Here is a 12,745-nt window from a genome sequence, read left to right on the forward strand (position 1 = left end):
AAATCAATCCTTTTGGTCTTACACCAAAATAAAAATGGAATACTTATAAAACGATTATAGAAGTTACTTCATTTTTGTATCTTTGTTTTTCGCATAAAATCAAAAAATTAATGGGTTTAGTTACCGCTAAAGAAGTTGCAAAAGCAATAAAGACAGATAAATATGGAGTTCTTGGAACTTTTTCTGGCTGGTTGCTGATGAAAGTACTTCAAATTTCTACTCTTAATAAAATTTACAACAGAAACAAACATTTACAAGATGTTGAGTTTTTGAATGCTATATTAGATGAATTTCAAATCAAATTTGAGATTCCTGAAGAAGACTTAAAAAGATTACCAAAAGAAGGTCCTTATATTACAATTTCAAATCATCCTCTTGGAGGAATTGACGGTATTTTACTTTTAAAATTAATGCTTGAAAGAGAGCCTAATTTCAAAATTATTGCCAATTTCCTTCTGCATAGAATTGAACCGTTAAAACCCTACATTATGCCTGTAAATCCTTTTGAAACTCATAAGGATGCAAAATCAAGCGTGATAGGATTAAAAGAAACTTTTCGCCATTTAAGTGATGGCAAACCATTAGGAATGTTTCCAGCTGGAGAAGTTTCTACTTATAAAGATGGTAAACTTGTAGTGGATAGAGAATGGGAAGAGGGTGCTATCAAAGTAATACGAAAAGCACAAGTTCCGGTAATACCAATTTATTTCCATGCCAAAAACAGCAAGTTTTTTTACATGTTATCAAAATTAGGGGATACATTAAGAACTGCTAAACTTCCATCAGAGTTACTAACTCAAAAAGACCGTATTATTAAAGTAAGAATTGGAAAACCAATTTCTGTTGCAGAACAAAACGAGTACGAAACTCTTGAGTCGTATTCAGAATTTTTACGCAAAAAAACATATATGCTTGCAAATCCTTTCGAAAAGGAATCGAAGCTAATAAATACACCTAGTTTAAAAATTCCAAAACCTGTAAAAGAAATTGTAGGAAGTGCCAATCACGAAAAAATGATTGCTGAAGTTGAAAAGCTTCGTCAAATGGATACCCGTCTTTTACAAAGTAAAAATTACGAAGTCTTTTTAGTAAAAGCTCAAGAGATACCTAATATATTACATGAAATTGGTCGTTTAAGAGAGGTTACTTTTAGAGAAGTAGGAGAAGGGACAAATGAATCTATTGATATTGATAAATTTGATCAATACTATGACCATATGTTTTTGTGGGATGATGAAGCAAAACAAATTGCTGGTGCTTACCGCATGGGATTAGGTTCTCAAATTTTTGCAAAATATGGTATTGATGGATTTTATCTTCAAGACTTATTTAGGTTCGAACCAGAACTTTATGATATGATGAGCAAGTCTATCGAAATGGGACGTGCATTCATTGTTAAAGATTACCAACAAAAACCAATGCCTTTATTCCTATTATGGAAAGGTATTGTTCACACTACTTTACGTTACCCTGAGCACAAGTTCTTAATTGGCGGTGTAAGCATTAGTAATCAGTTTTCTGATTTCTCAAAATCTTTGATGATTGAGTTTATGAAATCCAATTATTATGATCCTTACGTTGCTCAATACGTTCATCCTAAAAAAGAATTTAAAGTAAAATTAAAAGATGCCGATAAGGATTTCATCTTTAATGAAACTGAAGCCGATTTAAACAAGTTCGACAAAATAATTGACGAAATAGAACCAGGAAATTTACGTCTACCTGTTTTGATTAAAAAATACATCAAACAGAATGCACGCGTAATTGCTTTTAATGTTGATCCAATGTTCAACAATGCTGTTGATGGCTTAATGTATATTAGAATTGCTGATTTACCTGAAAGTACCGTTAAACCTGTAATGGAAGAATTTCAGGCTGAACTGGAAAGAAAATTATCTGAAAAAGGAGAATAAAACAATAATAAAAAAGGCTGAAATTAATTTCAGCCTTTTTGTTTTATAAATCTTTATTTGCTTTTTTAAAAGCCTTCCATTCAGTCTGTAATAAAACTGTTTTATATTTTTGCTTTTTACCTTTTATAAACTCAAGAACATACTTCGCTCTTTCTTCTGCTTCAGGATGAGTACTTACCCATGCTAATGCCTCAGAAAAAGAACTATCAATCGACATTTCATATAAAAAGTCTGCAAATGGAGCTGGGTTTACTTTAGAATTTAGCATATATTCAACACTAGTAATGTCAGCTTCTCTTTCTAAGGATCTATCATATGCCGATGAAGATAGACTATGAAAAATTTCTTTGATAACTTCGGTACTTCCGCTACCACCAGTTAATGATAGAAGTACTGAAAAACCAATTTCTTTAGAAAGCTTTTTCATCACATGTCTATTTTCAATATGAGCAATTTCATGCCCAAGAACTCCTATTAGTGCGGATTCATTTTTAGAAGCATCTATTAAACCTGTGTAAACTACCAAATGATTTCCTGGCAAAGCAAAAGCATTTACTTCATTGTTTTTTATTACATGAACTTTCAAACTATCTTGATTTATTCCGTTATCGTCACAAATTGGCTTTATAAGCTTATCAATAGTTTTAGTTACTGTATCATTTACAATAATTTCTTCTGTAGATTTTATTTCATCCCAAATAAGATTTCCTATATTTGTTTCAGTCGTGCTTTTGGCTTCTTTAATTCCAAATATTGAAACAAAATCTATTTGTGCCAATAATAACCAAACCGCAAAGAAAAGTGCAATGATACTTAAACCTTTAAATAGTATTTTCATTTTTAATAGGGTAAGTTAAATTAGTAATATCACCTACAAAGTACATTTCGATATGCTGACCTTTTCTTGTTTGTGTAGCTAAATATAGTGTAGCAAAAAACTCAAATAAATTAAACAATACAATCGTAATCATATAAGCAATGTAATAATTGGTTGCTTGAGCTCCTTTAAAAATCACCGAAATGGTCCACCAAAACCCAACAGTATTAAAAAAGAACATACTAAGTTGAGCAAATAACGCTTGAGTACAATGCCATTTTACAAAGGGTGTACTTTTTTTATTTCCTAAATAAAAAAGTACTGAAGCAAGCAGGTTCATAATAGGTAATGGCAAACCACCTAAAACTGCTACCAGCGACATTAAGTAGCTGCTAGATGCCCTTTCGAGTTCACTTTCTGCTGGTTTATAACCAAAAAACAAATGTGCATTCATAGTTGTTTGTAAATATTCCAAATCCAATTTAAAAGAACAAGAAATACAAGAAAAATAGCGATTTTTTTTGTTCTAATAATTGATTCGGCTTTTAAATAAAAAGTATAAAAAGTTTCCTTTTTTGATAGATAATCATAAATAATCCAAAAAGGTACACCAAACATAATTAAAGCTACAATTATGCCAAATGGATTTATAAGTAAGGAAGAAATAATATTCCCTTGTATAATTTCCTGAATTGCTCTTGTAACCCCACAAGAAGGACAAGGAATAGTGGTTATTCTTTTAAAAAGACAAGCTGTTAAATCAATATTTGATGAAGAGTGAGCAAAGAACTCAAAAAAGAACAACCAACTACATCCTAAAAAACAAGCTGTTAAAACAAGATTGTATAGCTTGTTTTTTTTCATTTTACATTAATGCATTGAAGAATTTCTCTACATTTTTTTCTTTAGTTGCACCTTGGATTAAGAACCAGTCAACAATAGCCCAAATACCAAGACCTCCACAAGTTAGCAACTTCCCTACTCCCATACCAGTATCTCCAATATAAAAACGATCGATACCATAAGCACCTGCGAAAATTGAAATTAATAAAGCTGTAGTTGGATCTTTGTACTGTGTAAACTGAAGTCTATTCCATTGATCTTCGTCAAGTGATAAAAGTTTTTCTCTAATTGCATTTAATTGATGTTCCTCAAAGTACTTGTTATTCATCAATAAATACATGTCAACCTTTTGTGCGTCCATTTTTTATTTTGTTTTTGGTTAATTCCTACTCTATTATGGATTTTCGGCAACTCCAATTAAATTATTTGAAAAAATAAATACTAGATTTATATCTTTACTCTATTGATACGTACAATATATAAAAAAGTTACATAAGTTAATTCTTTCTTTTTCTTTTAAAAAATATGGTTAACGAAAATAACAATAAAACACATTCTACTGTAAAGAAAAAGAAATGATTAAAACTTTGTGCAATATAACTACAGGCCATACCAAAAGCGATTAAACCAATTGAAATGAGCAATCCTTTCAACCTAGATCAATTCTCTCCTTTTTTATAGGTTTAGAAATAAAAAACATCCAAATTTCAGGGAGGAACATCATAATTGAATAATGAATCCATATCATCTGAACACCCTGAACTGCTAGGTCTTGAATTTGACCTTTTGAAACATGCTCTACTAATGCCAAATATCCTAAAAAACATGTGTATAAATTGTAAATAGGCTATTTATGCAACAACTAAAATCAAGCAAAAGCTTACTTTATTCAATTGCATAAAATTTTAATATTTTATCAACTATTGTTTGTGCCAATTTTTCTTTACTCTCAAAAGTCCATCCTGCAATATGTGGTGTTAATAAAACATTTTCTGCTTGTAATAAATATTCAAACGCCTCAGGTTTTTTGCCTTCAAAAAGTGTCTCGAAAGATAATTTTTCGTATTCCAAAACATCTAAACCAGCCCCTAGTACTTTCCCAGACTTAAGAGCTTCAACCAGATCAGCAGTAACAACACTATTACCACGAGCCGTATTGATAAACCAAAATGGTTTTTCAAAAGCAGCAATAAAATCTGTATTTATCATCTTGTCAGTTTCTGGTGTCCATGGGGTATGTAAACTTAAAACATCTGCATTTTTTTGCAATTCGCTTAGAGAAACTTGTCTTGCATTTTCATCACCAACATTTGGAAGAATATCATAACACAATACTTGAACGTCAAATCCTCGAAGTTTTTTAGCAAACGATTTTCCCATATTACCATAACCAATAATCCCAACCGTTTTTCCCTCGAGTTCATGACCTCTGTTTGATTCTCGGTTCCAATGTCCAGAGCGAACTTCTTTATCGGCCTTATTCAATTTATTAAATAAAGACAAAATCATCCCTAAAGCATGTTCTCCTACTGCATTTCGATTTCCTTCAGGAGCTGCTATTAAATGAACACCTTTACTTATTGCATAATCACAATCGATACTCTCTAACCCAGCTCCCACTCGAGCAATAAATTGAAGATTTGTAGCTTTATCTAAAAATTGCTTGTCGATTTTAAATCGGCTTCGAATAACAATGCCGTGATAGTTTTGTATTTTGGATTCAACTTCTTCTTTTGACGAAGTAAAGTCTTCTTCATTACTGAATCCTGCTTTTTCCAATTGACCCCAAAGCAAAGGATGATTACTATCTATATGAAGAATTTTAATATCTGATAAAGTCATTATTATATAAGGTAATATCTTTCAAAGTTATCCAATTTGACTTTATGAAGAAATATTTAATTAAGGTATTTTTAAGAATTAGTTTATTAATAAAGGCTACATTTGCAGCAAATTTAGATTTCATATTTAAAATGGACGATTCCCAGAGGAAATATTATTAATTATGAACAAGATGGTCATGCTTTTTGATCCTTGTTCAAACAAACAATGGTTAAAAGCATGAAAAACTACTTCAAAAATGGAGCATGTGGTTTAGAAATAACCGATGGCTTAAACGGAAACTGCTGGATTAATATTGAAAACCCAACTCAGGAAGACAAAGATTTCTTACTGAAAGAGCTAAATGTTCCCGAAGCCTTTTACAATGATATAGAAGATATTGATGAGAGACCACGTATTGAGGAAGAAAACGGTTGGCATCTTATCATTATGCGTATACCTTATAAAAGCAACAATCCAAAATTACCTTTTACAACAATCCCGTTAGGTCTCATTTTTAATGAAACACATTTCATCTCAGTTTGTTTCTTTAAATCAGAAATGATTGAAGATTTTGTGGTGTATTCACAGCGTAAAAATTTGACTGTAAAGAATAACTTTGACTTGGTATTAAAATTATTACTTTCTTCAAGTATTTGGTATCTAAAGTATTTAAAACAAATTAACCAACGCATCAAATTAGCTGAAGATAATTTAGAGAAATCTATTAAAAACGAAGAATTACAAGCTTTATTAGAATTAGAAAAATGTCTTGTTTTCTTTATCACTTCGATTAAAGGAAATGATATTTTATTTCACAGAATTAAAAACATAAAAAGCGAACGTGAACATTTTGACGTAGATTTACTTGAAGATGTTGATATTGAATTAAAACAGGCACAGGAAATGTCTAACATTTATAGTAACATACTTTCAGGAATGATGGATGCTTATGCTTCTGTAATTTCAAACAATTTGAATGTTATCATGAAACGATTGACTTCAATTTCGATTATTTTAATGATTCCAACGCTTATTGCCAGCCTTTATGGAATGAACGTGCCTAATTCTCTTGAAAACAATCCAAACGGACTTTTGATTATCATTCTTGTTTCAGGAATTCTAGCTATGATTGGAGCTTTCTTGTTTAAAAAGAAAAATCTTTTTTAAAAACCTAAAATAATTCGGGCAATAGAAAAATAAATCAAAATCCCAAGAATATCATTACTAGTTGTAATAAATGGCCCTGTTGCTAAAGCGGGGTCAATTCCATACTTATTCAAAATAATAGGAATAAAAGTTCCATTAAGTGATGCAATCACAATTACTGAAATTAGCGCTACGGTAACTGTTATGCCAATATGTGCTTCAAAATTAAGCAAGTAATAACTTCCTAAAAACAATATGGCTGCAAGGATTATTCCATTCAATAAACTTAATGAAAGTTCCTTTAGTAATCGATCAACAATACTTCCCGTAATGGCATTATTTGCAAGACCTTGTACAATAATTGCTGAAGATTGCACACCAACATTCCCTCCCATTGCAGCAATAAGCGGGGTGAAAAAGAATAATTCAGGATGTAATTGCATAGCAGGTTCAAAAAAGCCTAATACTTTTACACTAATGAACCCTCCTAAAAGTGCCAATACCAACCAAGGCAAACGAGCACGGGTAAGTTCAAGAATACTGTCATCGGCCTCAACGTCTTGTGAGATACCGGCAGCTAACTGATAATCCTTATCTGCTTCTTCTTTGATTACATCTACGATGTCGTCAATTGTAATACGTCCCACTAACCTCCCCATTTCATCTATAACTGGAATGGCTTCCAAGTCATACTTTTGCATGATACGAGCTACTTCAACATCTTTAGTATCTACTTTTACATAATCTACTTTTTTGATGTAAACGTCACTAATAGGCGTTTTTGTTGATGTTGTTAATAAATCTTTTAATGACAATCTACCTTTTAAACGATCTTCATCATCAACCACATATATAGAATGCACTCTAGTAACGTGTTCTGCTTGTTGGCGCATTTCTTTCACGCAAGTAAGTACGTTCCAGTTTTCATTAACTTTCACTAACTCTTTCCCCATCAAACCACCTGCAGTGTCTTCGTCGTAACGTAATAAATCGACAATGTCTTTTGCGTGTTCAACATCTTCCAGCTCTGAGATTACTTCTTCTTTCTTGGCTTGAGGAAGTTCTGCGATAATATCAGCCGCATCATCTGTATCTAATTCATCTAACTCTTCTGCAATTTCTTTTGCCGAAAGGTTTTTAAGAATTTTGACACGTACTTCTTCATCCAACTCTAAAAGAGCTTCAGCAGTTTTTTCTGAATCAAGAAGTTTAAAGATATAACTTGCACCATAATCGTCAAGTTCATCCATGATATCAGCAATATCAGCAAAGTGAATATCCTGCAACAAATTTTCAAGTTCCTGCGCACGGTTTTCACTAATAAGTTGTTCTATTTGAACCAGAAAGTCTCTGCTGATTTTAAACTCCATCGGCTGCTATTTTTTGAGTGAGTTCTATGAATTGCTCTACCGAAATTTGTTCCGGACGAAGGTCAAAGATACTATCTTCTCTCAAATTATCAGACATATTAAAGCTTTTTAAGCTGTTGCGAAGTGTTTTTCTTCTTTGGTTAAAAGCGGTTTTTACCACATTGAAAAATAGTTTTTCATCACATGGTAATTTGTAGTTTTCTTTACGGCGCATACGCATTACACCTGACTTTACCTTAGGTGGTGGTGTAAACACATGTTCAGATACTGTAAAAAGATACTCTGTATCATAGAAAGCCTGTGTTAAAACCGACAAAATTCCATAGACTTTTGATCCTTTTTTTTCGCAAATACGTTCTGCAACTTCCTTTTGGAACATCCCTGAAAACTCTGGTATCTGATCACGCATTTCAAGTGTTCTAAAAACAATTTGCGAGGAAATATTATATGGAAAATTCCCTATAATAGCAAAAGGTTCTCCTTCAAAGACTTCGTTAATATTATATTTAAGAAAATCTTTAGAGATTATTTTATTGCTTAATTTTAAATAATGATTCTGTAAATATTCAACCGATTCGGTATCGATTTCAATTACATAAGTATCAATAGGCTTTTCTAACAAGTACTTTGTCAATACTCCCATTCCTGGACCAATTTCCAATACTTTTTTATACCCGTCAAGGGTTAATGCGTCAGCAATTTTCTGTGCGATATTCTCATCATTTAAAAAATGCTGTCCGAGATGTTTTTTCGCTTTTACCTTATCCATTATTCAGACTTTTTAGGCTGTTAGATTTCCAGAATTTCAATGTTCTGATATTAACTCCAATTCTGTTCGGAAAGCAAGCATTTTATCTCCAAAAAGACGTGATCCTTCTTCGCGTAAACGTGGCGCATCTTCTTCGTAATATTTCTCAAGGGTTTCTTTACAATCAGTAGTATATTGAATGGAATATGTTACACCTCCCATTTCTTCTTCGACCAATACTTTGACCATTCTGGCAGTTGTAAATTTTCCTGTCGCCAAAACATCGGCAATATGTTTGTTTTGCATCCAGTCCATCCATTGGTCATGAACGCTTTCGTGTATATTTATAGTAACGTTATAGATTATCATATTCTTGTGAGTTTGTTTATTTTCCAAATTATTTATTCGAATTAACGAACTGTCAAATAGCAAAATAGACTATTTATAAATTAGTATCTCCTCTGAGTTTTCTGAAGTTATTTCTAGCTTCTACAAAGTAAATACTATCCTGATGATTGAACAATATTTTTTCGTATAAACTCTTAGCTTTTTCATTGTCCAAAAGATTTTTTCTATAAATCTCGGCAGCAAAAAACAAAGCTTCATCAATGTAAATTTCTTCTGCAAAACGGTCAATTATTTGCTGATAATAACTCACAGCTTGCTGATAATCTCCCTGTTTCTCATAAATTCTACCTATTTGTAAAAGCGTCTCGTCCTCGATACTTTGCCCTTTGTGTTGTAATAAGATTACTTTAAACTGATCTAAAGCATCTTTATTTTTATTCTGATATGTCAAAAAATCTGCTCTGGCATATTTTTTTAAAGCCACTTGAGTAGAATCTTCAACTGTATTATCTGAAATTAATAAAAACAATTGCATTGCATCATTAGCGATAAGCTGTGAGACAGAAGATTTCAGAACCTTAAACTGTTGTTGAGCCCATTCAAAATCTCCTTTATAATAGCTTGCTTTCGCCATTTTTAAACTTGCTTGATGTGCCATTTCATCGTTAGGCAAATCATCTTCAACTTGAGCATAATAAATAATTGCTTGATTAAACTTTTCATCAAGTAAAAGCACATCCGCTAATTCTAGTTTAACATCTGCTTTTTCATATAGATTTAAAGGAAGTTCTAACGCCTTTGTTAAAATTGATTTTGCACTTTCAAATTGTTTCAGATAAAAAGCATCAAAATGAGCTTTTAAAATTTGCAGTTGTAAAGTACTATTTGATGTTCCGTATTGATCAAGAAGCTGATTTATTTTGTGCGCAACTGTAGCATATTCCTGTGGAGTTGCTTTTTCTATATCAAGTTCTAACAATTTTTTATTGACATCTAAAATTATCCCTTTGTCTTGAGTATTTGCTAAAACAAATTCCAGTATTTCTCTGGCCGTTTCCTTTTCTTTTTCTTGAGATGCTAGATTTGCCAATGCAAGTATATTGCTGAAATTTTCAGGGCTTCTTTTATAAATTGCTTTCTCTTGAAGAAAAGCTTTTCCATATTCTTTTTGCTGTACAAAATACCAACTCATGAATCTGTTCCAGAACAAGTCTTGGGTTTTTTGAGTTCTTAGCAACAATGCTTTTCGTAAATATTCGGAAAAAGTCTTTGAATGATCTTCAGATAAAAATCGGTTCATTTGATTTTGTACTAAGATTAAATTATCCGGAAATTTAATAGAATAATCAAGTAAAGCATCAATCATTAATTCAATTTTTCCCAACTGTCCTTGCAATAAAGCAATTTGATAATCGAAATTTATGTCTGGATTTAATTTTTGAGCAATCGAATAGGATTCTATAGCTTGTTGCAACAATACTTTTACTTCAAATTCCCTTGCAATTCCGTAAACGTAATTTGGATTTTCCTGAATTTTTTGAAAGGCTAAATCATAATTCTTTTTGGCTTTTTCTGGTTGATTTTGTAGCTGATAATTGTATCCCAATTCAACATACAATTGCGGTAGCTTAGTCTTCTCTAATTTATTCTTAATTGTATTTTCTGCTTTCAAAAAATCTTTCAACTGCTGGTAGCAAGCGACTTGTTTTTGAAAATATTGGTAATTACCAGGACTGGCTTTTATCAAATCTTCATAGATAATTATAGCTTTGTCAAACTCTCCTCTATCGAAATAGTTTTGGGCCAAAAATTCGTTTTGTGAAAAAACAAACATTGGAAATATTAAAAAAAGTAAGCGCAAAAACTTCTTCATACTAAAAAACAATGTACTAAGGTAGCAATAATTTTGCCACTTTAGTACATTTTACACTTCGACAAGCTCAGCGTACATTTTAAATTAGTTTATAATATCAAAACCAGTGTATTTACGTAACACTTCAGGAATCACAATACCTTCAGGTGTTTGATAATTTTCTATGATTCCAGCCAATACACGAGGCAATGCTAATGAACTACCGTTTAAAGTATGTGCCAATTGTGTTTTACCATCTTTTCCTTTAAAACGTAATTTCAAACGGTTTGCTTGGAAAGTTTCGAAATTTGAAACAGATGAAATTTCTAACCAACGATCTTGAGCTGTTGAGAATACTTCAAAATCATAAGTCAATGCTGAGGCAAATCCCATATCTCCACCACATAAACGTAAAATACGGAAAGGCAATTTCAATTCACGCATGATTTCTTTCACGTGTTCTACCATGCCATCTAACGCTTCGTGTGATTTTTCTGGATGCTCGATACGAACTATCTCTACTTTATCAAACTGGTGTAAACGATTTAATCCGCGAACATGTGCGCCCCAAGATCCTGCTTCACGACGGAAACATGGCGTGTAACCTGTAACAGTTACAGGTAATTCACTCTCTTGCAAAATTACATCACGGTAAATATTTGTAACTGGAACCTCAGCTGTTGGGATTAAATACAAATCATCCTTTGCATCATGATACATCTGACCTTCTTTATCTGGCAACTGACCTGTTCCATACCCTGAAGCTTCATTTACTAGGTGTGGCACTTGAACTTCTTGATAACCTGCTTCGGTATTTTTATCTAAAAAGTAAGAAATTAATGCACGTTGTAATTTAGCCCCCTTTCCTTTGTAAACTGGAAATCCTGGTGCTGTAATTTTAGTACCTAATTCAAAATCAATAATATCATATTTTTTAATTAAGTCCCAATGTGGTTGAGCACCTTCATGCAATACTGGAATTTCGCCTTCTTCAAAAACATTAATATTGTCATCTGCTGTTTTTCCTTGTGGGACTATATCAGCAGGTGTATTAGGCAGTTTGTACAACTCTAAAGTAAGTTCTTCTGCAACTGTATTTAACGCTTCGGTTAATTCTTTACCTTTCTCTCTGAATTGAGTTGATTTTTCTTTAAGAATTTCAGCTTTCGCTTTTTCTCCAGATTTCATCAACGCACCAATATCTTTGGACAGTTTATTAGATTCGGCTAAAATGTTATCTAATTCTACTTGTGTCGCACGACGTTTCTCGTCAAGTGCAATTACAGCATCAACTATAGCAGTAGCATCAAAATTTCTTTTAGCTAAAGCCTTAATCACTTCTTCCCTTTTTTCTCTAATAACTGCGATTTGTAACATGTCATAAATTTTATAAGAACGCAAATTTAGGAATATTTCATCAGCAGCTATATAAAGTTGTAAAAAATTAGTAACTTTGTGTCAATGAAAAAGTATGTTACTGTCATATTACTTTTCTTTTATGTCTTTTCGATGACTGAAGTGCATCAGTTATTGAAGGCTCCAAAACTTGTAGAGCATTTTTTTGAACATAAAAACGAAAATAACAGAACAACTTTAATCTCTTTTCTAGAAATGCATTATCTAAATGGTTTTACCAAAGATGCAGATTTCGAAAAAGACATGAAACTTCCCTTTAAAACTTCCCAAGACAATTGTTTCAGTTTTGTGGTTCTACTTCCTACACCAGAAAAATTTGAATTAAATAACGAACCATTCTTTTTAGAAATTCACAAACCAACGATTCTTTATAAAAACCAAGTTTTTATTTCAAATTATTTATCAGCAATTTGGCAACCTCCTAAAATAGCTTAATCTGTAATTTCTACCTACCATTTTAAAATGGCA

At 32.0% G+C, this 12,745-nt stretch carries 13 protein-coding genes; 3 read left to right on the top strand and 10 right to left on the bottom strand.

Annotation, left to right across the window (positions count from 1 at the left end):
• Positions 1 to 110: 110 nt before the first annotated feature.
• Positions 111 to 1,913 carry a lysophospholipid acyltransferase family protein gene (locus tag LJY17_RS11005; protein ID WP_264543874.1) on the top strand — a complete coding sequence of 601 codons (1,803 nt, stop codon included), beginning with the start codon at positions 111 to 113 and terminating at the stop codon, positions 1,911 to 1,913.
• 43 nt (positions 1,914 to 1,956) lie between these two features.
• On the opposite strand, the gene LJY17_RS11010 is transcribed toward LJY17_RS11005, so the two are convergent.
• From LJY17_RS11010 to LJY17_RS11030, 5 genes are all read right to left on the bottom strand, one after another.
• Positions 1,957 to 2,751, bottom strand: coding sequence for a M48 family metallopeptidase (locus LJY17_RS11010; protein ID WP_264543875.1), 795 nt, complete (start codon positions 2,749 to 2,751; stop codon positions 1,957 to 1,959).
• A complete protein-coding gene (locus LJY17_RS11015) occupies positions 2,735 to 3,184 on the bottom strand; it encodes a DUF4870 domain-containing protein (RefSeq protein WP_264543876.1) in 450 nt (149 codons plus the stop codon). Before LJY17_RS11015 ends, LJY17_RS11010 begins: the two co-directional genes overlap by 17 nt.
• On the bottom strand, positions 3,181 to 3,594 hold the full coding sequence (locus tag LJY17_RS11020) for a DUF2752 domain-containing protein (protein ID WP_264543877.1): 414 nt from the start codon (positions 3,592 to 3,594) through the stop codon (positions 3,181 to 3,183). The genes LJY17_RS11015 and LJY17_RS11020 overlap by 4 nt, the downstream gene beginning before the upstream one ends.
• 1 nt (position 3,595) lies before the next feature.
• Positions 3,596 to 3,934 (bottom strand): TM2 domain-containing protein, encoded by a 339-nt coding sequence (locus LJY17_RS11025; RefSeq protein ID WP_264543878.1) that lies wholly within the window; start codon positions 3,932 to 3,934, stop codon positions 3,596 to 3,598.
• Positions 3,935 to 4,458: 524 nt separating this feature from the next.
• A complete protein-coding gene (locus LJY17_RS11030) occupies positions 4,459 to 5,415 on the bottom strand; it encodes a 2-hydroxyacid dehydrogenase (protein ID WP_264543879.1) in 957 nt (318 codons plus the stop codon).
• Positions 5,416 to 5,634: 219 nt separating this feature from the next.
• Here LJY17_RS11030 and LJY17_RS11035 point away from each other — a divergent pair, with 219 nt between their 5' ends.
• Entirely contained in the window at positions 5,635 to 6,564 is a 930-nt protein-coding gene (locus LJY17_RS11035; protein WP_264543880.1) for a magnesium transporter CorA family protein, read from the top strand.
• Here the strand turns inward: LJY17_RS11035 and mgtE are convergent.
• The 5 genes from mgtE to serS all read right to left on the bottom strand — a co-directional run bounded on the left by mgtE (position 6,561) and on the right by serS (position 12,238).
• Complete coding sequence (gene mgtE, locus LJY17_RS11040; protein WP_264543881.1) at positions 6,561 to 7,913, bottom strand: magnesium transporter; 1,353 nt, start codon at positions 7,911 to 7,913, stop codon at positions 6,561 to 6,563. The two genes, LJY17_RS11035 and mgtE, sit on opposite strands and share 4 nt — an antisense overlap.
• Positions 7,903 to 8,682, bottom strand: coding sequence for a 16S rRNA (adenine(1518)-N(6)/adenine(1519)-N(6))-dimethyltransferase RsmA (gene rsmA, locus LJY17_RS11045; RefSeq protein ID WP_264543882.1), 780 nt, complete (start codon positions 8,680 to 8,682; stop codon positions 7,903 to 7,905). The genes mgtE and rsmA overlap by 11 nt, the downstream gene beginning before the upstream one ends.
• A gap of 36 nt (positions 8,683 to 8,718) precedes the next feature.
• Entirely contained in the window at positions 8,719 to 9,030 is a 312-nt protein-coding gene (locus tag LJY17_RS11050; protein ID WP_264543883.1) for a DUF4286 family protein, read from the bottom strand.
• A 73-nt stretch (positions 9,031 to 9,103) separates the two neighbouring features.
• Complete coding sequence (locus LJY17_RS11055; protein WP_319800123.1) at positions 9,104 to 10,816, bottom strand: tetratricopeptide repeat protein; 1,713 nt, start codon at positions 10,814 to 10,816, stop codon at positions 9,104 to 9,106.
• Between the two features lie 150 nt (positions 10,817 to 10,966).
• Positions 10,967 to 12,238, bottom strand: a complete 1,272-nt coding sequence (gene serS / locus LJY17_RS11060; protein WP_264543885.1) for a serine--tRNA ligase — start codon at positions 12,236 to 12,238, stop codon at positions 10,967 to 10,969.
• Positions 12,239 to 12,322: 84 nt separating this feature from the next.
• Between serS and LJY17_RS11065 the strand changes: the two genes are divergently transcribed.
• Positions 12,323 to 12,712, top strand: a complete 390-nt coding sequence (locus LJY17_RS11065) for a hypothetical protein (RefSeq protein ID WP_264543886.1) — start codon at positions 12,323 to 12,325, stop codon at positions 12,710 to 12,712.
• Positions 12,713 to 12,745: the final 33 nt, after the last annotated feature.

Origin of the sequence: Flavobacterium hankyongi (assembly GCF_036840915.1) — a bacterium.
In the GTDB taxonomy this organism is placed as follows: Bacteria; Bacteroidota; Bacteroidia; order Flavobacteriales; family Flavobacteriaceae; genus Flavobacterium; species Flavobacterium hankyongi.